Source organism: Zobellia russellii, assembly GCF_018728565.1.
In the GTDB taxonomy this organism is placed as follows: domain Bacteria; phylum Bacteroidota; class Bacteroidia; order Flavobacteriales; family Flavobacteriaceae; genus Zobellia; species Zobellia russellii.
This window is the reverse complement of sequence record NZ_JACSOI010000003.1, coordinates 54,797-79,505: the sequence shown is the minus strand read 5'-3', so window position 1 is coordinate 79,505 and position 24,709 is coordinate 54,797. Positions and strand designations below refer to the sequence as shown.

General features: G+C 36.1%; 21 protein-coding genes. 12 read left to right on the top strand and 9 right to left on the bottom strand.

Features of this window, described 5'->3' with window-relative positions; genetic code table 11:
• Positions 1-166 precede the first annotated feature (166 nt).
• The 6 genes from H9565_RS08470 to H9565_RS08445 all read left to right on the top strand — a co-directional run bounded on the left by H9565_RS08470 (position 167) and on the right by H9565_RS08445 (position 5,269).
• Positions 167-889, top strand: coding sequence for a GNAT family N-acetyltransferase (locus tag H9565_RS08470; RefSeq protein WP_215438796.1), 723 nt, complete (start codon positions 167-169; stop codon positions 887-889).
• Between the two features lie 368 nt (positions 890-1,257).
• Positions 1,258-1,995 (top strand): DUF3891 family protein, encoded by a 738-nt coding sequence (locus tag H9565_RS08465; protein WP_215438795.1) that lies wholly within the window; start codon positions 1,258-1,260, stop codon positions 1,993-1,995.
• A gap of 401 nt (positions 1,996-2,396) precedes the next feature.
• Positions 2,397-3,242 carry an SDR family oxidoreductase gene (locus tag H9565_RS08460; RefSeq protein WP_215439459.1) on the top strand — a complete coding sequence of 282 codons (846 nt, stop codon included), beginning with the start codon at positions 2,397-2,399 and terminating at the stop codon, positions 3,240-3,242.
• 128 nt (positions 3,243-3,370) lie between these two features.
• Positions 3,371-3,829 (top strand): DUF2383 domain-containing protein, encoded by a 459-nt coding sequence (locus H9565_RS08455; protein WP_215438794.1) that lies wholly within the window; start codon positions 3,371-3,373, stop codon positions 3,827-3,829.
• A gap of 73 nt (positions 3,830-3,902) precedes the next feature.
• Positions 3,903-4,631, top strand: coding sequence for a phosphatase PAP2 family protein (locus H9565_RS08450; protein ID WP_215438793.1), 729 nt, complete (start codon positions 3,903-3,905; stop codon positions 4,629-4,631).
• Positions 4,632-4,903: 272 nt separating this feature from the next.
• Entirely contained in the window at positions 4,904-5,269 is a 366-nt protein-coding gene (locus tag H9565_RS08445) for a hypothetical protein (protein ID WP_215438792.1), read from the top strand.
• A 311-nt stretch (positions 5,270-5,580) separates the two neighbouring features.
• Here H9565_RS08445 and H9565_RS08440 read toward each other — a convergent pair whose 3' ends face one another.
• Entirely contained in the window at positions 5,581-5,781 is a 201-nt protein-coding gene (locus H9565_RS08440; RefSeq protein ID WP_215438791.1) for a hypothetical protein, read from the bottom strand.
• A gap of 437 nt (positions 5,782-6,218) precedes the next feature.
• Here H9565_RS08440 and H9565_RS08435 point away from each other — a divergent pair, with 437 nt between their 5' ends.
• The 4 genes from H9565_RS08435 (at position 6,219) to H9565_RS08420 (ending at position 11,138) form a co-directional block, all read left to right on the top strand.
• The gene (locus H9565_RS08435; protein WP_246560427.1) at positions 6,219-7,388 is read left to right on the top strand and encodes a HipA domain-containing protein; all 1,170 of its coding nucleotides are present in this window, start codon (positions 6,219-6,221) and stop codon (positions 7,386-7,388) included.
• Between the two features lie 266 nt (positions 7,389-7,654).
• A complete protein-coding gene (locus H9565_RS08430; protein ID WP_215438788.1) occupies positions 7,655-8,101 on the top strand; it encodes a response regulator in 447 nt (148 codons plus the stop codon).
• A 5-nt stretch (positions 8,102-8,106) separates the two neighbouring features.
• Positions 8,107-10,605 (top strand): PAS domain-containing protein, encoded by a 2,499-nt coding sequence (locus H9565_RS08425; RefSeq protein ID WP_215438786.1) that lies wholly within the window; start codon positions 8,107-8,109, stop codon positions 10,603-10,605.
• A 149-nt stretch (positions 10,606-10,754) separates the two neighbouring features.
• Entirely contained in the window at positions 10,755-11,138 is a 384-nt protein-coding gene (locus tag H9565_RS08420; protein WP_215438784.1) for a hypothetical protein, read from the top strand.
• Between the two features lie 24 nt (positions 11,139-11,162).
• Here the strand turns inward: H9565_RS08420 and H9565_RS08415 are convergent, their stop codons facing one another.
• Positions 11,163-11,390: a hypothetical protein gene (locus tag H9565_RS08415; RefSeq protein WP_215438783.1), complete on the bottom strand. Its 228-nt coding sequence runs from the start codon at positions 11,388-11,390 to the stop codon at positions 11,163-11,165.
• A gap of 308 nt (positions 11,391-11,698) precedes the next feature.
• On the opposite strand from H9565_RS08415, the gene H9565_RS08410 reads away from it, so the two are divergent.
• Positions 11,699-12,136, top strand: coding sequence for a response regulator (locus H9565_RS08410; RefSeq protein ID WP_215438782.1), 438 nt, complete (start codon positions 11,699-11,701; stop codon positions 12,134-12,136).
• A gap of 10 nt (positions 12,137-12,146) precedes the next feature.
• On the opposite strand, the gene H9565_RS08405 is transcribed toward H9565_RS08410, so the two are convergent.
• The 5 genes from H9565_RS08405 to H9565_RS08385 form a co-directional block, all read right to left on the bottom strand.
• A complete protein-coding gene (locus H9565_RS08405) occupies positions 12,147-13,607 on the bottom strand; it encodes a BLUF domain-containing protein (protein ID WP_215438781.1) in 1,461 nt (486 codons plus the stop codon).
• 680 nt (positions 13,608-14,287) lie between these two features.
• On the bottom strand, positions 14,288-15,298 hold the full coding sequence (gene fbp, locus H9565_RS08400) for a class 1 fructose-bisphosphatase (protein ID WP_215438780.1): 1,011 nt from the start codon (positions 15,296-15,298) through the stop codon (positions 14,288-14,290).
• 62 nt (positions 15,299-15,360) lie between these two features.
• On the bottom strand, positions 15,361-16,851 hold the full coding sequence (locus H9565_RS08395) for a sulfatase family protein (protein WP_215438779.1): 1,491 nt from the start codon (positions 16,849-16,851) through the stop codon (positions 15,361-15,363).
• A 64-nt stretch (positions 16,852-16,915) separates the two neighbouring features.
• Entirely contained in the window at positions 16,916-17,209 is a 294-nt protein-coding gene (gene rhaM / locus H9565_RS08390) for an L-rhamnose mutarotase (RefSeq protein ID WP_246560424.1), read from the bottom strand.
• Between the two features lie 25 nt (positions 17,210-17,234).
• Positions 17,235-18,989 carry an alpha-L-rhamnosidase-related protein gene (locus H9565_RS08385; RefSeq protein WP_215438777.1) on the bottom strand — a complete coding sequence of 585 codons (1,755 nt, stop codon included), beginning with the start codon at positions 18,987-18,989 and terminating at the stop codon, positions 17,235-17,237.
• 234 nt (positions 18,990-19,223) lie between these two features.
• On the opposite strand from H9565_RS08385, the gene H9565_RS08380 reads away from it, so the two are divergent.
• On the top strand, positions 19,224-21,986 hold the full coding sequence (locus H9565_RS08380) for an alpha-L-rhamnosidase (protein ID WP_215438776.1): 2,763 nt from the start codon (positions 19,224-19,226) through the stop codon (positions 21,984-21,986).
• A 247-nt stretch (positions 21,987-22,233) separates the two neighbouring features.
• Here the strand turns inward: H9565_RS08380 and H9565_RS08375 are convergent, their stop codons facing one another.
• Together H9565_RS08375 and H9565_RS08370 are read right to left on the bottom strand one after the other, a co-directional pair.
• Positions 22,234-23,550 (bottom strand): pectate lyase family protein, encoded by a 1,317-nt coding sequence (locus tag H9565_RS08375; protein WP_215438775.1) that lies wholly within the window; start codon positions 23,548-23,550, stop codon positions 22,234-22,236.
• Between the two features lie 71 nt (positions 23,551-23,621).
• Positions 23,622-24,509: an AraC family transcriptional regulator gene (locus tag H9565_RS08370; protein WP_215438774.1), complete on the bottom strand. Its 888-nt coding sequence runs from the start codon at positions 24,507-24,509 to the stop codon at positions 23,622-23,624.
• Between the last annotated feature and the right edge of the window lie 200 nt (positions 24,510-24,709).

Sequence of the window (24,709 nt, the reverse complement as noted above, 5' to 3'; positions counted from 1 at the left end):
TTGATAAATGAATTTGAACGAATAGAATTTAACGCTTTAAGATTGTTATCTGTAAATTCCAATGGATAAACTTTTTAGTGTTTAAAATTCTATTTCTTTCCGTTAGACAGTGCGAGCAATCCCCAATTCCTTTATTTTTAACTTTTGTAAAAGTGAAGCGTATTAAATGGAAGATAAATTGAAGAATCCCGTATGGTATTCATTAAATGAAACACATTCACAATTTTCCCATTTGGGAGAAGGTATTGCTTTTTATAAACCAGACTATTGCCTGTTTGGCGGTGCCAACGCCATTGAAAAAGCAATGCAGAGCATTGTAGAATACAGCCAGCATATTAAACAATTCTTTGTGGTAGGTAGTCAACCATTACCATCACCTCTCTATACGCTGCAAAAAGAATATATCTGTGATCAAATGATTTTGAGAGCTCCAATTGATTTGAAACTAAAAAACCAAATAACATCCTTAACCAGTAATCTACAGAAGAACGAACTTTATGAGTTGGTTAGTTTGGTACAGCCAGGTTATTTTACAAAAAAGACTGCAGAATTAGGACGCTATTTTGGGATTTATAAAAACAATGTACTTGTTGCGGCGGCTGGTGAACGTCTACAAATGAATGATTTTACCGAGATAAGTGCTGTTGTAACCCATCCTGAACACACCGGAAACGGATATGCAAAAGAGTTACTTAAATATACTTCTAATATTATTTTTAAGTCAGGGAAAACTCCGTTTTTACATGTTTTGGAAATCAATACCCGAGCCATAGGTATATACAAATCATTGGGGTTCCAGACACTCAGAAAAATGAGCTTTAATAATTTAATGGCGACTGATTCAAATCAACATAATTCCGATTATTTCCTAACAACACATGGTCCTTAAAACAATTTGAATAGACCCGTAATTTTTTGTTCTTACACCAGAATTGGGCCTTTACAGACCATGTATTCAACTCTAAATTCAAATGTTCTTAACCAGAAGGAAAGAGCTGCCATTTATTTAGTATTCCCAAAATTTGAAAGCTCTCAATAGAACCAACCCAAACAATTTTGCTAAACCATTAAAAGTGATTTGCAATATCTATTCCAAACAGAAATTATTTCTTTTGGGTCATAAGATTTAAGAATCAATTGCTAAAATTGACTGTTACTTGTTAGATAATTTTAATCGGAGTCTCACTATTTGCATACTAGAATATTTTGCTAGGTTTTAATATTACTTAGACTACTGAGAAAAGTAAATGAAATTTTATGATAGTAAAACACACGTTAACAGGTTGGGAAATTATATCTCAATATGCTCATGGCCTTCTTGCTGGAAAGATAGCATCTCAATTAGAGACAAGCCTAACACAAAGTTTTTGGGTTGATGCCCTAACAGCTATTGTAGAGCATGATGACTATCTTTTAAATTTTGAAGAACATAATTATTTGACACAAAATGGTAGTCCTAAAGATTTTACAATGGATACTAATTCCCCTTCAGATGCTTTAGAACATGCTAAAAGAGTGTTTGAGAACTCCATGCAAAAATCTCAGTTAATCGCGCTTTTAATTGGCCGGCACCTATCCTTCCTTTATGAATCGTTAGCAGGTGATTACGAGCCTTTGAAGCAATTCCTTTCAGAAATAGACTCTAAACGCTCAACTCAAAGAAAACTCTATGCAATATCAAAAAAAACTGAAGACGAATTATATAATATATTGCTTTTTTCAGACCGCTGTTCCTTAATTCTAAGTCAAGACAAAATACCGGAAGTTGGTCGTAAAGTAGAAATCAATAAAACTATAAATAACGAAAGGTACTATCTAAGGCAAAAAGAAGATAATTCCATTACCGTAGAACCTTGGCCCTTTAAATCTGATTTCTTTAAAGTCCATTCCGAATACAAAGTCTTGGATACACCTGTTTACAAGGACAACAATCACTTAAAGAAAGTACTTGCAGAGGCAGATTTTAAAATGCGTACTTATATCTTTAAAAAGTAATATACAACGACCACTTCCCCAATAGGCTATTTATTGATTTACAAGCTTAATCCTCATTCCCATTTATAACATAGGATTCCAAGAACCTCTAGAATGTTTCTATAATTTTTATTTAAGAAATTCTCTTATGATGGGTCTTTCGAGATTAAAATTCATTTGGGATATTTTCAAATTGCATAAGGTTCATCCTATTTTTTCCCATAATGTAAATTTAATTCTAGAAATGTAAAATTTTAAAATCACACAAAGATTATCTGTTGCTAAATTTCACTTTTATGGTTGTTTACACCAAATAATCTTCGCCAAAATATTGAATCATGGATATACATAAAAACGCTACTAACGCACATAATAATAATGAATCTAGAATTGATGATGTGGTCTCTACAATAGATGACCAAATGACCCTTGCCAAAGAAAAGCAGTATAAGCAACCGGGCAACCAACATTCTATGGAAATAACACCACAAACTATACGCAAGGATTATGAGGGGAGCAACAAATTAGAAGGAAAGGTAGCTATAATTACGGGAGGTGATAGCGGTATTGGTAAAAGTGTTGCAGTACATTTTGCACGAGAAGGTGCTAACGTTGCAATAGTTTATCTGGAAGAAGACCAAGATGCCAAAGAAGTGCAAAACACGGTTGAAGCAGAGGGAAAAAAGTGTCTTTTATTAAAAGGTGATGTACGTGACGAAGAATTCTGCAAAGAAGCTATAGAAAAAACAATTAAAGAATTTGGAAAAATTAATATCGTGGTCAATAATGCCGCTATGCAATTTCCTTCCGAAAATATAGACGATATTCTAACTAAGAATCTACATAAGACCTTTGAAACCAATATCTACTCCTATTTTTATATAGCACAAGCAGCAATACAACATTTAAAAAAAGGTGATGTCATCATAAACACAACATCCATAACGGCATACAGAGGGTCTGAACATTTAATAGACTATTCAAGCACGAAAGGGGCAATTGTTGCCTTTACCAGAAGCCTCTCCAAGAATTTGGCTGCAGACGGAATCCGGGTCAACGCTGTTGCTCCCGGACCAATTTGGACTCCGCTTATTCCCGCTACATTTGATAAGGAAGAACTAGAGAGCTTTGGCAAAGATGTTCCTTTAGGGCGTCCAGGACAACCTTCTGAGCTTGGGCCAGCTTATGTATTCTTGGCATGTGAAGATAGTAGTTATATGACCGGCCAAGTGTTACATATTAATGGCGGGGAGATAATTGGAGGGTGATAGGCACACTATTTCCAGCGTACCTGTATCGGTTCAAAAAATTAAATATTAAGAATTACGCGCCTCAAAAATTGATGCGGGTCCAATTAAAATCTCTTCCTAAAGCTACAGAATGAAAGGGTAAAATTATGATGACAAAACTTGCTACAAAAACTCTTGATGGTCTTATCAATAAGAACATACAGGCCGAAAGAGTTTTTTTTATGGCGTCTAAAAAAGTAACTGCTGAGTCCCTGACCCAATGGTTTGATGTTAGAAAAAATGAAAGAAGAGATTTCCAAATAGAGCTCACCAAGGAAATGAACAGCTGTGATATTTCGGATAAAGATTTACAAAATACGGTGGAAGATTTAGTATATAATTGTATAGATTTTAAAACTATACAAGCCGCAACTGACGATGAAACTATACTGAAAGAAGCTCTAAGAGCTGAAAAAGCAGCTGTGGATGAATATAATAGCATGCTTTCCAACACGAAATTACCTTCCAGAATTGTGGTGATTCTAAAGAAACATTGTGCAAAGATTGAATACGGGCTAGCTATTCTGAAAGAGCTTGACAGCATTCAGTTTCAAGAAGAATCTTAATTTTAAATATTAGAATATATATGAACTGCCCTCAACGTCGTAATCGTATGTTTAGTTTGACTAAAACTCTAAGATGAAAGAAAAATTATACCAATTAATTCAAAAGTTAAGAGGGTTTCTTGAACTTCACTACAAAAAGTATAGTACCTATTTACCCTATATCATTGCTGTTATTTCTTCTACAGCTATAGTAGTAGGTGGCATTAATTTGTTCGTGGAACTTACCGAAGAATTAAAAAACGAAGTCCTAACTGCATATGACACTAGTATTACGGATTATATAATTTCTTATCGCTCACCAAATCTTACCAATTTCTTTGTATTCATTACCCATGTAGGAGACGTATATGGCTATCTGATTATTCTTGGTCTGGGCGTATTACTTTCTGCCGTAGTTTATAAAAATTGGAAATATGTTTCACAGATTACTATTGTTCTTTTTTTAGCTACGATTTCTAATATGGTATTAAAGCGATTTGTTGATAGAGCCCGTCCGGGTATTGAGCACCTGGTTTCGGTTGAAACTTTAAGCTACCCTAGCGGTCATGCCATGAGCGCAATGGCATTTTATGGTTTTCTAATATATCTATGCTCTAAATTAAAAATGGGCCGACTTTTTAAAATCCCTTTGATTATTCTTTTGGTTGCACTCATATTGAGCATTGGAATCAGTAGAATTTATCTGGGAGTTCATTTTCCTTCAGATATTGCCGGGGGGTTCATAGCCGGATTCATATGGGTTATATTTTGCATAATGATATTTAATCTAATAGACATATTCAGAAGAGATCCAAAAACTTAGTTTAGAATTGGGCGAATTAACGGAGTAATTAAAAATCTCTTCACTAAGTTAAATTCCATTAGACAGTCCATTCCATATGAACAATCACAGTTTACTAATCAACTGAGCTAACATTGTTTTTAATAACATCTATCCTTTCTTCATCTGTAGATTAATTTTAGTATAATTAAAATATAGAAACCATGTTAAAAAATATAATAGGTACAACGTTACTCACAATTTGCTTCACAGCGTGCACAAGCACCAAGCAAAAAGCGACAAATAACAACTCCGTGATAGCCCAGAAACAAAATACCGAGACCTCAATTGGCATTACTTCTTCTGATTCCCAAATATCCGGTGGAGCCGTCGCCAAAGCTAACGGAGCTACAGGAGCCATGAATAACCTACAAGCCAATGCGCAACACAATCAAATTATTACCTCCGGAGATTCGCAATTGTTTTCACATTTGGATATGACCGAAGAACAAATCAACTCCTACAAATCGGCTATAGAAAATTTCGAAAGTCAAAAGCGAAATATGCCAAACGGCGAGATGCTAGGAAGTTTTGAAAGTGAACGCTCTAGACAAATGAAGAATATATTATCTGATGAACAATTTATCAGATATGAAAAATGGGTAGCTGAAAATGAATAATTCTTATTTAGTAACTCAATATACTATTTAGTTCACAGTTAATCTTTATACATGTCCGGACACCTTGTTCCGTATACATTCTTAAATTTCTTTAGCCATCTTGTATGGATACTGCGTCAACTATAGCAGGGTGCAGGCAAGGATTAAAAGCACAAGTTTTTATAGATAATTTAATCTATACAGTTGCTTAATGCAGTGTATATGCACGAACCGCTGGTGAACAAAGATTTTATTATATCTCCTTTAGTTCTGCAATGTACACAGGTATTGCGCAACTCGTCCCCTATCAGCTTTTAACTCAATGAATTTTCTTATGAGGCAGAGTCCAGAACAAAATAAATAACACAAAAAACCATTAAAAAGGCAATTACCATAATGATAGTTACCCAAGGAAAGCGGGTTCTAGGAACATTGGTAGTCTGGTTTCTTACTGACCCATCATCTTTTTGCTTAGTAGGCATAGGGGCACTTTCACTAGCCTTCATCTCTTCTTTATTAACTCCAGTACTCATAATCAATATTTAAAAGGTTCATTTTACTTAAAAGCTGGAATTTCAATAGAAAATTCCTTCGCCATGTCTTTTCTAAATTCTTCATTTCTACTGGGAGGCCTTATTGTAAATGAGTTTTTTTTTAATACAAAAAGAAGCAAATCAATTTTTTTTAAGCTGTCCTTTTAGGTCAACAACTATTTTGATAGCGTTTAAAAGAATCACCCTATTCACTAAATTGAAACCAGTTAACCATAATCACCTTAATACAATCCTTGAAGCAGTTATTCTTTTTTCTATTTGCATAAACTAGTAATTAAGATTAGCTCATTTGAAGGAAAAACTAAACCATGCTAAAAAAAATAATATTAGGTTTCGTCGCAATTGCGATTCTGTTTATTACAGTCGTTTATTTTTCTGTATCCACAACTGAAAAAGAATTTAGCACCTGCAAAATTTTGAATATTTACCAGTTAGAATCCGTAAATTTTCGTGATTACGATTCGGTACTTGTAGCTGCAAGCACTTTATACAAAGGCAATTCATTAAAAAAAATAATTCAAGGAGAACAGTACCGTAAGGTATGGGAAACACCTATTAAAGTTCCTATTGCTTTCTTGGATACTTTAAAAGGAGGTCTTACAATTATTGATGAAGGCGGGGGGCAACAAACCCATTCTTTAAAATTAAAAACCTCCAATGGTACTATATTTACCCTACGGAGTGTTACCAAAAACCCAGAACCTTTAATCCCCGAATTTGCACGGATTCTTGGCTTAGAAAATATTATTGTAGATGGAATTTCCGCTCAACATCCATATGCGGCATTGGTTGTCGCGCAGTTGGCTAAAGATGTGGGTATTTCATCAACTAGGCCACAGCTTTTGTTCATTCCCAAACAATCAACACTAGATAAATATAACGCCAAATACGGTAATAGACTATACTTGTTAGAACACGAAGATTCCGGCAATGCAGAATGGAGTGATATACCCAACACTTGGAAAGTGGTAGATACCGAAGAGCTCCAACTTTTGAAACTAGAGTATGGAAAAAATCTGATCATTGACCAAAACTTATTGGTCAGGTCTAGATTATTTGATCTATTAATTGGGGACTGGGACCGTCATGCAAAGCAATGGGGCTGGATTATACAGAAAAAGAACGACAAACTAAAAGCAATACCACTACCCTGCGACCGAGACAATGCCTTTTTTAAAATTGAAGGTATAGTTCCTACTATTATTTCTAACGAAGTATTTATTCCCGATCTTCAAAATTTTGAAAAGGAAATTGATTATCTCCCTGGGCTAATAATGGATTTTGATGTATATTTTTTAAAAGAAATAGATAGGCGAATTTTTGAAGAAGAGGCCAAATATCTCGAAACCAGACTTACTGATCAGAACATTACAAATGCTTTTAAAGTTTGGCCTACAGAAATATTCAATTTGGAAGGCCAAGAAATCATAAATAAAATACAGGAACGCAAATCAAATATTCATGAGTATGCCATCAAATTCAAGGGTCTGATTGATGACCAACCCTATCTTGAGAAACCTTTAAAGGGATCAAAAAATGACACTATTCCCTCTCAACTACACAAATGCTTTGCGTGTTGGCCCTAAGAAACAGCTCCAATGAAATGAATATTATAGAAGTAAATTTTTCAAACTTATATTCTATCAAGTCAAATAAAAATTTATTCGGTTACAAAACTTTTGACAACCTTATATATTTTTATAGAATATATTAATCCAGTTTCCATCTATGAAAACATCTACCACAAGATTAGACGATGATTAGTTCTCTAGAAATTGCAAATAAGCCTAGTCTAAGCGATAACCTATGAGCACTTCCATAAATTTTTAACCTTTCAATTTTCATAGTAACGATGAGTGGTAAAACATATAATATATTTCTAACCGATGATGATTACGATGATCGCCAATTGTTTGAGGAAGCCATAAACGATATTGGTATAAATATCGTTTTCAAATCATTTGAAAACGGTGTTGATTTAATGAAAAATTTACTGGATGCCGAAATACAACTACCCGATTGTATTTTCCTAGACTTGAATATGCCCATGATGAACGGTGAAGAATGTTTGAACGATATTAGGCTAGAATCAAAATTTACGCAGATTCCGGTTATTATCTATTCCACCCTTATAGATTCCAAAAAAGTTCTTGAACTACAAAGCAAGGGCGCGGACCTTTATCTAAAAAAACCGAATACTTTTGACCAATTAAAACTAGCTCTTACAAAGTGCATTGAGTTTATAGATTTTAAATTTCGTCAGGAAGTTTCCTCCAATAATTTCGTTCTCAAATATTAACCTTTATGGAAGCCAAAACGGAACATACTTTTCCATTTATGGAAGGCGGAGGTGAAATGGGAGAACTGACCCGTAACAAAAATTGGGAGTCAACTGCTTTGGGCTCTCCTAGTACCTGGCCACAAAGTTTACGTACAACATTAAGTATTGTTCTAAATTCAAGATTTCCTATGTATGTCTTTTGGGGTCCTGATTATATTGGGTTTTACAATGACGCTTATAGGGTTAGCTTAGGCAAAGATGGAAAACACCCTTCCATTCTAGGCATGAAAGGCAAGGATGCCTGGCCTGAAATTTGGGACACTATATACCCCCTATTACAGAATGTTTTAAAAGGAAATGGGGCAACATGGAGCGAAAACCAACTTATACCAATCTACAGAAACGGTACTATTGAAGAAGCTTATTGGACATTTAGCTATAGTCCCATAAAAGAAGAGAAAGGAAAAATAAACGGAATTTTGGTAACCTGTTCCGAAACTACGGCCAGTGTAAAAACAATGCAAGATCTTGAAGAAAGTGAAAGTGATCTTCAGTTTGCCATGGATGCTGCCGAACTTTGTACGTGGGACTACAACCCGCTTACCAATAAATTTAAAAGTAACGAGCGTCTTAAAGAATGGTTTGGCCTGCCTATGGAATTCCATATTCAATTGAATGATGCCATAGCCGCCATACAAAAATCAGATCAAGAACGCGTGTCCAAAGCTATTGCTAGGGCACTAGACCATACCTCGGGAGGCAAGTATGATATATGCTACACGATTCAAAATAAAAAGACCAAACAAACAAGAATTGTAAGGGCAGTTGGCAGAAGCTGGTTTAACAATGAAAATATAGCATATCGCTTTAATGGTATTTTGCAGGATATTACCGATGATAAAAAAGCCCAACAAAAAATTCAAGATAGTGAAAAAAAATTCCGGAATCTTGTTCAGGATGTGCCTGTAGGTATCGCTATAATCAATGCCAAAGACTTTAAGGTTGAGTTAGTAAACGATAAGGCTCTGGATATTTGGAATACAAATAGAAATCTTGCTGAAGGAAGGTCCATTTTTAATGTTTTAACAGAGATAGAAGCAGGTCTTCGTCCCATTTTTGAAAACGTTATTCAAACGCAGACTGCTCAAACGGGTATGGAATACCCATTTAATCTGGTGCGTAACGGGCAGACAGTTACAGCCTATTTCAATTTTATATTTAGCCCCTCAATTGATGACAAAGGTAATGTTGCCACAATCTTATGCGTTGCATCAGAAGTAACGGAATCCGTTATTGCACGTCATCATGTTTTAGAAAGTGAAGCCGAATTTCAGAATTTAGTATTACAATCACCCATTGCTATGGGAATATTACGAGGCACCGATTTAAAAATCGAGATGGCTAATGAGGTATTATTGAACCACTTTTGGAGGAAGAAAAAGAAAGAGGTTTTAGGCAAAAATCTTTTAGATGTGTTTCCTGAGCTTAATTCTCAAGAATATCCTACCTATCTACGCTCGGTTATTAAGACCGGTAAGCCTGTGTCTGTTAAAGAATCTCATGCCATTGTAGAAAGCAATGGTGTTAGAAAAGAGTATTATGTAGATTTTGATTATATACCTCTTAAAGAGTTAGACGGTTCAATCTCCGGGGTTATGTTAACGGTTGCAGATGTAACCAATAGTGTAGCGGCAAGACAAAAGTTAGAAAACTTCTCAAAGGAACTTGAGCAACAAGTACTCGAAAGGACAGAATTATTAAAAAAGGCAAATGAAAAATTAGAAGATACCGTACGAGAACTGGAGAAGAGTAATGATGAGTTGGAGTCTTTCGCTTATATTTCAAGTCATGATCTTCAGGAGCCCCTGCGCAAAATACAGATGATGAGCAGTCGCATATTAAAAATGGAATCGGAGAATTTGTCCGAGAAAGGTATGCAATATTTTGACCGAGTTATATCGGCTGCAGAACGTATGCGAACCCTTATTGAAGATTTATTGGCTTTTTCAAGAACCTCTAAACAACAAGAAGAGTTTGAAGTTCAGAATTTGACATCATTATTAGAACAGGTAATTGAGAACCTCTCTGAAAAGATTGAAATGACCAATACCCAAATTACATACGATGAACTTGGTGAAGCAAAAGTAATTCCCTTTCAAATAAGACAAGTTTTTCAAAATCTAATCGAAAACTCAATAAAATTTGCAAAGATAAATACTCCTCCACAAATTGATATCAAAGTAAAAACTATTCATGGTTCCAAAATAAAAAATGTGTTATTGGATTCTGAACTTTCCTACCAAGAGCTCAGTTTTCACGATAATGGTATAGGTTTTGAAAAAGAACATGAGGAACGAATTTTTGAGATTTTTAAAAGACTACATGGTAAGTTGGAATACCAAGGAACCGGTATTGGCCTAGCTATTGTTAAGAAAATAGCGCTTAACCACAATGGTGCCGTATCCGCCAATAGCAGCTTAGGTAAAGGAGCTATTTTCAGACTGTACCTTCCGCTTGCTTAAGCCCGCGATATTGAAAAAAAAGATAAGATAATTACAATTTTATTTTCAGCGAGCTTACTAAAAACAATAATATTAAGTTTAGAGAAAATAGAATTGAAATTAAGCAAAGAGAACCTGTCCCATTTGCAAGAACGCGTGTACATACAGCTATGGGATACTGTGAAAACTGGCTAAAATGGAGCTTTACAGTGGACGACCCAAAAATTAAAAATAGTATTTTACCCGATTGTGATAATAACGAATGGTTGGAGGTAACCAAAAATAGATTGGCCCTTAATATTATTGATAATGATGGACAATTAGAGATACAACCACTATCAATAGATTATGCATCTGGATGTCAGGTTGAATATACTCGGGTACAAGTAATAAGTGAAACCTGGTATACCTTTACCCTTGAATGGTTTGGGGAGGAACATATTGATTTAAGCGATAATATCCTCAGTTCTATTCTTGGTGATGGAAAATTGTCCTTAAAACAATCAATGAGATATGCTGCATTTTTCAAAAAAAAATCAATTACTAAATTTTAGAAAATGTATAGTGTAGGTATAGAGCTACTCCTTCAATTTTCCATTAGTCTTTGCACTATCTATATTTACGGTATCCGCTCCAAGACGTTCTTCGCTTTTCCATTTTTTTTCTCGTTCCATGGCCTCTTGTTGTGTTTCCTTAACACCATCCATACCACTTCCCGGGGTTGACGACTTTTCCGTACTTTCTCTGCATGAAGTTATTAGAAACATAAATAGTGTAAATACATATAGTAGTTTTGGAGTTTTCATGATTACTGTAAGTTATAATTAGACTTTAATACTTACACGAAATTTAATGAGATAGCTTTTTGATGTTTAACTATATCAGGTGGAAAACTATCTGAAAAAATTGTTTGCTATCATTATCATATTGCGAAAAGGGTTTGCCCATACATCTGCTCTAAAATAAAAATAATGAGTTCCAGTTTTAAAGTGAAACAACCTGTTTTACGGCAATCCGAATAGTGTTATATATTTATCGTATATTGTTATAAGAGGCTTACTAAAAATACTACATTTATTTAGTGAGAAATCACAAATACCCCAAAATCACATTTATGAACAACTACAGTGTTTTTAGTCCTTTGGCGTATGCAGATGATGATGAAGATGACAGAATGTTCTTTGCTGAAGCCATGCAAGATATTTTCCCTGAGATAAATATGGAAATATTTCCTAATGGAAAATTACTAATGACCCATATATTGAATACTTTATCTGCGGGTATACTTCCTAAGGTAATTTTTTTAGATTTAAATATGCCCGTAATGGACGGGTTTGAATGTTTAACACATCTTAAAAAAAACCAATTACTAACTAAAATCCCGGTTGTAATCTATTCTACTTCCTCATCGGAAGAAGACCGACGCAAAAGTTTAGAAATGGGAGCCTTGTTTTTTTTAACAAAAGAGACCTCTATAAATAAAATGCACAATCAATTAAAATTGGTGATAGACGAATTGTTCAAAAGAAAGAAAAATCTAAAATTAGTGTAACTAATAGAAGTCAAGCAGCGGAGTTATCCGTATGGACTTTTATAATATTTCTAACTTTTCGCCATAAGTTTTCAGAGTCTATAGCACTATTGTCCAACTTACCCAAAACATTACTTAGTTCTAAACTCTTGGCACTTCCTTGAATTTGCACATCTAACACACCCTCGTCACTAATTGTTGCCAATGCCCAATTTTTAAATTCCCGTCTTATTTTGTAACCTTTCCACATCACCTTAATATCCTTATGCCTCTCATCGTTCTTGATATTATCAAACAACGTTAGTATATCCTTTTTGGGACCTTCAATAATTTGGAAAAATATATTACGGTGATAAATGATACAGCCAGTTATATTAAATTCAGGGTTTAAGGATCTTGCCGTTTTAATAATAGCATCAACATCCTTTCCGCTAGTAGTATCTACAGCTAATGAGCGGTAGCTTATATCAAAAAGTAAATTGGCGTCTTCAAACCTCTTTTTATAAACACTTGGGCTAAACCCGTACATATCCAAAAAAATCTTAGAAAAGTAACTTTTACTCTGATAACCCACCGCAAGACATATCTCTGAGATATTCATTTCGGTTGAATGCATTAACTCCCTGCTGTGTTCCAAACGAAGTTTTGTGAGATATTCATTTGCAGAATACCCATACAGGAAACGAATTCCGCTTTGAAGCTTTTTTGGTGAAATACGCAAGTGGAGGCTGATATCATCTATGGTAAATTTATCGGCAATACGCTCGATCACATAGTCACCAACATGGGTTATTCTGGAAAGCTCAGATTTAGTTAAAACAGGTCGAAATTCTTCATTATTACGGTCATGTTGATGTGCCTCTAATTGCGAACCCAACATTCTGAGCACAGTGCCTTCCGTAATTAATCTACCAACCACGTCTGTGCGTAAATTTTCAACAATGATTGAGGCGTAAGTTCCAATCCTAGTATCAATGTCACCAAAATATCTATACGGGTGTTTACTAGTTTTATTATCAAAGTTCGCCTCCAACTCCTGAAGAAGTCTTTTTTTACTAGCTATATTCCCCTCTGCCAATTCCTTAGGATTGATAATAATATAACAGCATTTATATGCAATATTACTTGGTACAATAAATTCTGAGCTAGTATTAGGTTCACTAACAATAATAAAATTTTGCCCCTGCCTTATTTTCTTATGTTCAGGTTCATTAGGAAACTTCTGCAATTGGTGACCTGATACGTTATACCCAAAGTAATAGGGTCTATCCTCGGAGAAGTTCATATTGATTACTAAATTTTGGGTAAACTCAATATTATACACCCATGCCGTAAGACCTGGCATCAACTCATATAAACTTACGTACCCTTTACCATGCTCATTATCAATTGACATTTTGGCTGCACCCAAATTTTCAATGAGGTCGCCATCATAGTAAACTGAAAATTGACGTAGCATTTCCAAGGGATTATCTTCCCTTAATCTCAACATAATTTTTTCTTTAAAAATAAAATTATTGTTGAATAAATTTTAACGCTATCGAGAAAAATTAACGTTATTGAGCAATGTAAATGTCAACTTGGCATTTATAAAGTGTAAATATAAATCCAGCATATACTCCCTTATGAAAAAAAATTACCTGAAAATCTTATGCAAAACTACTCTAAATGCATATTTAAATTTAAAATCATCCAAAGTGCTATAAAACCTACTTTATTCAAATAGAGATGTTTTACAAAAAGGGAGAGTAGAAACTTTTTCTCATTAAAAAACAAAAAAAGCCAGTAAAAATTTACTGACTTTTGTGTTTTTACATTAAAATCGTATTTAAACACCTTAATTTGTCGGGATGACAGAGTTAACAAAAAACCCACACAACATCCTTAAAACCAATATTTTACACTTAATCAACTAAAAAAAGACATCAATTAAGACACTAACGAGAGCGTTTAAAGCTTTCAATAAAACAAATCTAACAAAATGATTTCAAATAATATTAATCCGGAAATTACTAGGGTTATTGTTTTCAAAAAATTCAACAAAAACACCCTAACATGCAACAATCAATTCCATATACTTAATTTTTATAAGATATAGTAGTTGTATATTAATTTACGTGATACATATTTATCTTCGGAATTAGAGGCTACTCTTCCAAGAGCAATCAAAAATTACATTGTGTCCCTACGTACAAAATGAATTAAATCTTCAACCATATTTTTGCTCCCACAAAACAGGGCTTCGCGCTGATGTAATTCAGTAGGCTTAAGATCTAAAATTCTTTCATATCCAGTAGTTGCAACACCATTTGCCTGTTCGGTCAGAAATGCTATTGGATTACATTCATAGGTCAATCTTAACTTACCTTTCTGCCTTGGGCCAATCCTAGGATACATATAGATACCTCCCTTAATCAAATTTCTATGAAAATCGGAAACTAACGAACCAATATACCGCGAAGAATAAGGTCTATCTTCTTCTTCGCATTGGCAATATTTTATATAATCTTTAACCCCTTGGGCAAAATGAACATAGTTACCTTCATTAACCGAATAGATACTTCCATTTTCAGGAAACTGCATGTTTGGGTGTGAAAGATAAAAAGTTCCCAAGGCCGGATTCAAGGTAAAGCCGTTAACACCACGCCCCGTACTATAGACCAAAATTGTAGATGTGCCGTACATAACATATCCCCCGGCAACCTGCTTATTTCCTGCTTGTAAAAAGTCCTTTAATTCTACCGGTTTGCCTATGGGGGAAATTCTTCGATATATAGAAAATATAGTTCCAACAGATGCATTGACATCTATATTTGAAGAGCCGTCCAAAGGATCAATAAGTATTACATATTGATTGCTGTTTTTCCCATCATGACTATTTACGGCTATGAAATTTTCTTCTTCTTCAGATGCTATTCCACATACGATACCTCTTTGAACAAGGGTTTGTATAAATTTCACATTTGCGTAAACATCCAGCTTCTGTTGATTTTCTCCTTGGATATTAGTATTTCCTGCATCACCAAGTATATCTACCAATCCCGCCTTATTCACTTCGTGATTCGTAATCTTTGCGGCCAAACGTATGGCATTAATAAGTTTTGACAATTCACCGGTAGAATAAGGAAAAGCGGATTGGTTGTCAAAAATAAACTCTCCAAGAGTCATTTTTTGATTGGTCATTTTCTATACTTTTTATTTTATAACAATCAGTAACAGTACCCAAACATGCAAGAGCCCTGTATTTACATTGATTGTAAATGTTCCAATAACTCGCTCGTAAATTGTTCTTGTATAGGTTGGATTTCCTTTTTACCATACAAATCATACCACTCTTTGGTATCATTATGCAGGTCATAAAATTCTCCCGTGATAATATCTTCCTTCCTATAATCGGCAGCCTCCTTTTTCCGGTGAAATACAAGTATCAGTTTATATTGACGCGTCCTCCACATAAAGGCAGCTTCGCCCTCACGCTCATGAAGCGCTGAAAAACTTGCTTTTCTTGGCTTATTTTCCAAAAGATTCCTTCCTGGCAATTTTTTTTCCATATCTATCTCCGCCAAATCCAAGAGCGTTGGTAAAATATCAATGTTTTCTGTAGGGTGACTATTTACCTTCCCTCCTTTAAACGACTCGGGCAAGGCCGAACCCGATACTATCATCGGAACCCGAACACTTGATTCATATAAATTATATTTATTAAACCTATAGTACCGTTCACCCAACATTTCTCCGTGATCAGAAGTATAAATTACAATGGCATTATCCAAAATTCCTTTTTTCTTCAGAGCATCCAATGTACGCCCCATCATATCATCAATCCATGTTACATTGGCATAATAACGCATTGTCATTAATTTCCAATCTTCCTCAGAAGCGTCTTTCCAGTAATTTTCATACATTTCCCTTCTATTGATCCCTTCCGAATGTGGCGAATAATCTTTATCCCAATTTGGTTGCTCGGGAAAAGAAATGTTATCTACATCATATAAATCTTCATAACCTTTAGGTACATTATGTCCGGCATGCGGTTTCATATATGAGAGATAAAAAAACAGCGGACGTTCGTCTTCTCTTTTGTTTATATACTCGATAGCCTGCTTTGTTATCCAACCATCACGATGATCTTCTTCTGGAAGTTCACTGGTGAAACCAAGATAACCCAAGTTATTTTCTTCTCCGGCCCCCATTGTTTTTGTTTCCCCGTTATATCTTCGTTTGGCTTCAGGGTTCAAATCTTGCATACTAATAGCTCCGTCTTCGGCAATTTCCGATACATACCTCGTTTCAAATCCCCTAGTCCCGGTTTTATACCTTCCCCAATGGGTTTTTCCAAAACCAGCTGTTTCGTACCCGGCATCTTTAAAATATTGGGCCATTGTCTTTCCCGGCAAACTATCATCGCTTACACCACCTCGTGTATTTCGATAAACACCTGTTTGATTTGGATAGAGTCCGAACATTATTGAATTACGGCTAGGCACACACATTGGAGCCTGACAAACAGCTTGGTTATAGTAGGTACCGCTAGCTGCAAGACTATCCAACGTAGGGGTTAGTACTTGTTCGTTTATCAATCCCAAAGCATCGTACTTATGCTGGTCATCCATAATAAATATTATATTCGGACGTTTTTTAATTACTTCGCTTTTTACTTTTTTTTCTTTATTCCCACAGGAAACCATCATTACCAAGACTCCCAAACCCAGCAATACCTCTTTAGTGCGTAACATAAATTATTAATATTATCGATTAAACATATAGTTAATGCTATAAACAAACCTCGTCTTATGCAGACTACTCCATGTAGAATAAATGTTTTAACTCAGTAGAGACCGGGCTACTATCTTCATTGGTCTCCATCAGGGTCGCCATATATTGCCACCATTTTTTGCAAATCTCAGTATTGGCTATCTCATTCCACTTTACTTCCGATTCTATTTCGGCGTAACCAAACAAAAAACAGCTCTCGGTATCTAAAAAAATATTGTAATTACGAACGCCATGGTTCTTAAGTACTTCTTTTAATTCTGGCCAAATTGGATTGTGCCTCTTGGTATATTCCTCGATTTTATCTTCATATACCTTCATTTTGAATGCTTTTCTAACCATTTTATTATTGTATTACGTCCAGTCCTTCAGGAGCATCGATTTCTGTTTTGACATTACCATCCGCACCAATTGTATGACTTACTTTCAACACACCGTACTTGGTGGGAAAGCTACCCCTAACCCATTTAAGGTCGCCCAAGTTTGGTGCAATTTTCACTTTGTTCCCTCCATCCATTACATTAATACCTAGAACGTGTTGACTTAACCAAGCAGTAGGTCCACTAGCCCATCCGTGACATAAACTATGCCGGTAGCCTACGTAACAATACTCACCAAAATCACCATGTATATCATTATTGCTCTCAGGTATCAGCTTATCTATTGGACCACTGTTGGTAATATCGAGTATGTCAAAATCTTCCCAAAAGGTAGTCGCCCCTAAATCCAACATTCCTCCCCAGTAATCACGTATTACCCTAAGTGCCCCATTATAATCTTTCACCTTTGCCATGGCTTCAAGAATATAATATCCGTAGAAGGTAGACATACGTTGCACGCCATCCTTTGTCAGCACCTTGCTATTAGCTTTTTGGGCATCTTTTAAACTGGCAAGCACCATTAGGGCCGCTGCCTGCTTAGTGGTGTTATCCTTTGGCTTATGTTTTTTAAGCCTATCGGCTATCTTATTATATTTTTCTTGGAGTTCAGGCCGAGATAAAATAGACATCATATCAGCACCTGCTTGAAAAGTCATTACCATCATGGCCTGAAGCCCTGCATGTATAGCCTCTGGCTTTTCACTCGTGGGCCAATCTAAAAATCGGTTTCCGTTTAGAATTTCTTTGTTATCCTTATCTATAAATGTGCTCAATTGATCTAGTAGACCAATCATATAAGGCTCCTGTTCCTTTAAATAAGAAAGATTTCCATGGTAATCATATAAATTTTTATGAATAAGTAGCCACCACATAGAGTAAGAGCTAATACCGTTCATCCATTGCGGCAATGGATGTTGGTCACGTGCCAGATCTAAACTCTTACTTACTATTTCATGATTACCAAAAACAGTATTGATGGTCATTACTTCAGGATGCATATCCCCTACCCAGACCAAACGATCTCGTTTAATTCCATCCCATAAATAATTCTGCATATTTAGGTGTACTGTATAAGCCCCTGTAAGCCAAATTTCATTTAAACGTTCATCATCACTTTCAAAACTTCCTAAATAAGGTATATCACGGTAAACAAAAGCAGCCTCTATAGATTTTATGGGGGCATCTTCGCCTGAATCCACAACATCTACCCGTAGGAACCGAAAACCGGTTTCCCCTACTTCTACACTGCCCAACCACGGAACTTCAATTATAAAATCACGCAATGAATGTTCATTAGTGGCGTTCTGCCGCCCTCCAATTTCGGACATCGCCTCCCCAACCGATTCTCCAAAACGAAGGCGTAATTTAAGGGGTGTTTTACTTTTACGTATTCCCATAGAGATTTTAATCCCACCGTGAATCTCTTTTCCAAAATCCAGTAATATTCCCGGTTTCTCATTCTCTGTACTTACAAAACGAAAAAGGTTTTCGTCATTAACCGCAACCTGCCCGTTCCCGGTTTGAAGTAGCGTTTCCGCATTTTGAATTGATTTTCCGGAAGTATCGGATTGCCATATGATTTGTCGGGGCACAAGGTAGCTCTTGATCATTTCCGATGTACTGGCCCGATTGATATCACCACCTTTAAACACAGGTGGCAGTTGTGGGTATGTGTAATTGACAAACAGTATGAGAACCAAAATTTGAATACTCTTTTTCATTTTTTTGTGTGTGAGTTGATAGAATGATAGTAGAGTTAGTCATTCTTAATTGCCTCAAAAATAAAGTTAGAAAAATAGTTAAGTATCCTGCACAATGCTGTTAAAGCCAAATATTTAAAGCTAACACCATAAACCGACCCTAGCCCACATAGTACAGGACACTTATAAAAACAAAGCCAATTACCTTGCTGCAAAATGCAAAGATTTCCCTTACCAATAAACCATAAGCCCAAAATGAAGATTCATTTATCCGCATTATTTATCACCCTTTTGACAATGGTGTCATCTTATTCTCAACATAAAAAAAATGACGCACTCACCATACATGAAACACGCGTTGAATACCTTACTAACCCAGAAGGAATTGATGTCAAACGACCACGGTTCAGCTGGATTCTAAAAGGCAATGGACGAAACAGGTTACAATCTGCATATCAAATTATAGTGGCCTCTTCCAGTACTAAACTGGAACAAAACGAAGCCGATATTTGGGATAGCGGAAAAGTAAACTCCAACCATACCAATCAAATAGAATATGACGGAATTTCATTGAAATCAGATTCCAAATATTATTGGAAGGTAAAAATTTGGGACGAATCAAATAACCCGTCGGAATGGAGTTCGCCGGCTCATTGGTCCATGGGACTTTTGAATTTCTCTAGTTGGAAAGGGCTTTTTATCGGTCATGATGTCGGCTATAATACTGTAGATAAATATGACAGCCTATATTTACCTCCCGCCAGGTACTTACGAAAGTCTTTTATTATAAATAAAAAAATAAAACAAGCAACTGCCTACACTACCGCCCTAGGACTTTACGAACTAAGATTAAACGGTAACAAGGTGGGAGATGATTATTTTTTACCAGGATGGACCGATTACAACAAAAGGCTATATTATCAAACTTTTGATATTACGGACAGACTTCAAGAAGGCGAGAACGTAGTTGGGGCGGTTATTGCGGATGGATGGTACGCCGGCTATATCGGATATGCTCTTTTGGTACGCTTGGATAAGGTTAGGGAATTCTACGGCGTCAACCCTTCTTTCATGGGTCAAATACATATTGAATACGAAGATGGCTCAACCGAAATCATAGCTTCGGATCGTTCTTGGAAATCAAATGAAGGAGCTATTCGTGAAGCGGATATTATAATGGGAGAGACTTACGATGCTCGATTAGAACATTCAGGTTGGGACACTCCAAATTATGATGATAGCGGATGGAAAAACCCAAAAATATACACCTACCCCAATGGAAAATTAGAAGCCCATCCAGGTACGAAAGTTAAAAATGTTGAGCAATTAAAACCTATTGAAATTACGGAACCCGGCCCAGGAACCTATGTTTTTAATCTCGGAAAAAATATTGCCGGGATTGCCGAACTCAAAGTGAAAGGTCCAAAAGGAACAAAGGTCAAATTGCGTTTCGGAGAAATTTTAAAAAGCGATGGCCATATTCAGACCGAGAACCTAAGAAAGGCAAGGGCTACCGACACTTATATCCTTAAAGGGAACGGATTAGAAACCTGGCAACCAAAATTTACCTATCATGGCTTTCAGTATGTAGAAGTAACAGGATACCCCGGAAAGCCTACTTTAGATGCCATTACAGGGCTAGTCTTAAGCTCTATTGAAACTGATGCCAGTACCTTCAGTTCATCTAATGCAATGAACAATACCCTGTTCAAAAATATAAACACTACACAAAGTGCCAATTTTTTTGAGATTCCTACGGATTGCCCACAAAGGGATGAACGTTTAGGATGGACGGGAGATGCGCAAATCTATATGCGATCCGCCACCTACAATTCAGATGTGGCCGCTTTTATGACCAAGTTTTTGGTAGACCTTGATGATGCACAACGTTGGTACGGAGCCTATCCGAATTTTGCTCCTTTCCCTTATTCAAGACCCAATCAATATGCACCGGCATGGATGGATGTAGGAATCATTATTCCATATAACATGTACAAAGTGTATAATGATACCCGTGCCCTAGATTTTATGTATGAAGGCATGCAAAAGTTCATGGCGTTCCAAGAAGACGCGAGCACAGATTATTTAAGACCAGGTGGAGGCAACAATTGGGGAGACTGGCTTGCCGTTAACGAAGAAACGAGCCATGATTTCATAGGTGCTTCATTTTATGGATACGATGCCAAACTAATGGCCGAAATGGCCGAAGCATTGGGAAAGACCAAAGATGCAGCTAATTACAGGAATCTATTTGAAAATATTAAAAAAGCATTTGCCCAAAAGTATATTTTAGCGAACGGACATACTACAGAAGATACACAAACTACGTATGCCCTAGCTTTATATTTTGATTTGTACCCTGACGAACTGGCAAAAAAAGGGGCCGCTAGGCTAGCAGAAAAAATAGAAGAAAACGGATACAAATTTGCTACGGGGTTTTTAGGCACCAAACATGTTATGTTAGCCTTGTCCAAATACGGCTATAATGACATCTCCTATAAAATTTTTCAACAGACCGAATATCCCAGCTGGGGTTATTCCGTCGAAAACGGTAGTACATCTATATGGGAGCGCTGGAACAGCTATACTAAAGACGACGCGGAAAATTCGGATTTGAACGCTAAAATGAATTCCTTTAGCCATTACGCTTTCGGTTCAGTGGCAGAATGGATGTTTCAACATGCCGTAGGAATAGACACAGAAGATTCCGGATATAGAAAAATTATTATAAAACCCGCCATAACCAGAGAAATGGATTTCATAGAGGGTAGCTACAAAAGTATTAATGGTACCATAGCATCTGCTTGGAAACGTAAGGGGAATAAGGTTTATATGAATATTACGATCCCCGTGAATACCAAAGCCAAAGTCTATATCCCCACATCAGTACTTTCCGATATAAAAGAAGGGAATAAAAGTCTCACTAGAAATGAATCCGTTCAAGTCTTAGAATCAAACGAAAAAGAAACTATCGTTGAAATTGGTTCGGGAACATATATTTTTTCATGTAAAAACTAAACTCCAATAAGCAAAGGATAGATTTACTACAAGGTATTATTTGTATAGGTCGTGTAGTGCTGGGTCTATATGCAGTACTGGGGTAGATGCGCAAAGGTCTTTTGGCCGAGCACAAGCAAAATTTTCACTTTTGGACTATCTTTTTTCCCTTAAAACCCAATGCTAAAATTTGCGGCCCCTGTAAATACACACGAAATATTGAAAAAAACATCAACCTCCCGCATTACTTCTAGCCGGTGTCGTGCTATTAATTTATATTGTTTAAATATTTTTCCAACATAGTATATCCATCCGTAGCTATTATATTGCGGTCATCAGGGCTTTGTTTATCCAATTTGTTTTTAACCTCCCAGTCATCTGGCATTCCGTCATGGTCAGTATCAAGTGGGGCGGGAGTACTTTTCAGTTCGGGCCAGCCACCAACATCGCTTGGAGCATCAATAATACCATTGCTACCATATTTCGCCGTTCCATGAAATACATCATCTACAATATCTTCATCTACTTTATCTCGTATAGGTAAAGAGCAACCCGAGTATTTTAACACAACCATATAAGCTTCTTCTGCCGTTTGTTGATTAATTTTAATTGCAGGCCATGGTTCATCTAGTTTATACGCCGAACTTGTTTTTGTTACCCCAAATAAGTTATTGTCAGTAACCTTAGGACTTCCATCGACAATATTTTCCGAAACCCACCATTTTCCTGCATCAGCATCTTCACCCCTTGATGAAGGAGCAACAATACAGCTCCTTACGATTGAATCGGTTGCGGGCCCCGGCTTATAATAATTGGCAACAATGTTAATCGTAGAATGTTCAATTGGCGGGTTACGCCTATCTCCTTTCTGACGTGCTTCACCGCCATAGCTACTTGCATATTCCCAATTATAGATTACATTGTTCCTATAATCATTAAACCCGCTTCCAGAAGCCCAACGCGGGTTTCGACTAGCATTATGTGCAAAAAGGTTATGATGCCAGGAGCCATATTTATTTCCCCATATACCCCCAAATCGATGTTCATCGGTAGTCCCTTTGGGGCATGCTTCTGCTATAATACACCATTGAACGGTTGTATTCTCATTATGGTAAAGTGTCATCGTCTCATCGGTACTCCAACTAGCCGAAATATGGTCAAAAATAATATTCTTGTGATATCTGCCGCCTATTCCGTCATTTTCACCAGTGGATGGATCAAACCTTACTCGAATGTACCGAATGATTATATTATCGGCATCGATAGACAGGTTTCCTTTAACACATATTCCTTCACCCGGAGCCGTTTGTCCGGCAATAGTTATACTGTCATTATTGATACTAAAATTACCCGTTATCGTACCCGAAAGCCTAAAGACAACAGTTCTAGTGCCTTTAGCTTCTAATGCAGCCTTTAGGCTGCCTTCTCCTGAGTCATTAAGATTTGTGACTTCAAATACACTTCCACCTCGCCCCCCGACTGTGTATTTTCCGTAACCTTCTGCAGTAGGGAAGGCCAATTGTTGAGACCATGCATAAAATAAACTTAGTATTGAAATTGCCCCAGTCAAGATTAATTCTCTCATATTTTTAGATTTTATATGATGCTTAATGTTCTTGCCTGCGGCACAATGATTGAGCATTAATATATAATATACTATTTACTAGTTTTATCTTTTCTTATCTCTGTTGGGTTCAATCTCATCTTTTGTTTAAAAACCCGAGAAAAATAGTGTTCGGAATGAAACCCACATTCAAAAGCCACCTCTGAAATAGATAAGTCGGTTTCTTGGATAATACGGGCGGCGTTTCTAAGCCGCAACATTAAAAGATATTGATTTGGTGGCGTATCAAATATTTCCTTGAACGATTTTCTAAACCAGCTATAGCTTACTTTAAATTTATCACAAAGAAGTTCAAAATCAATATTTTGGTTCCACTGCTTGTGAATTTCATTCTGCATTTCGTGAATAGTTTGTTTTTTATGCGAAAGTCCGTTATTGTTTTTTAAAACGGATGCATATGCTATACCTAACAAATTTATGAGATGAAAAGAAGACATTTTCTTCAACAAGACATTGTCCGTTTCTATAGTCTCTATAAGGTTTGAGAAAGTTTCCAAAAACTCAGGAATAAAAAAAACATCTATTATGGGGTTTTCTGGGCTAAAACATTTTTGGTCGAGTAAATATTTCGCATACTCCCCAGTAAAACCTACCCAATATTCTTCCCATCCCGTACTAATTTTAGGTCGAAACCTATGCCACACATCTGGAAATAGTAGAAATACAGTACCTGCTCCTATTTGTTGAGGAGGAAGTCCATTAGCCTCAAAAATTCCCTCACCCTTAGTAATGTATATAATCTGATACTCTTTTAAGTACCTTCCTTTTTTCCAATCAAAATAATATCCTTCAGGATGATCCACATCGGGATATTGCACATTTGGAGGATGCACATTATGGCCCAAGTTCAATATTTGAACTCCAAAATTCTCAGAAATTGATTTCGCATTATTACCTAGGTATTTTTTAAAAATTCTCATATCAAATAGTACAAAAGATAGCCAGTTTGTGTATGGATATTGTAAAATATATGGTCGTATTTTGACAAACACACCAATTCTTACCACAATATATTATACAATACACAAAACATAACATTTAAATATGAAAAAAAATAAATTTTATGATACAACCAAACATAAAGTGATTAAGAAGCAGGAGCAAAACAATTCAATTTAAA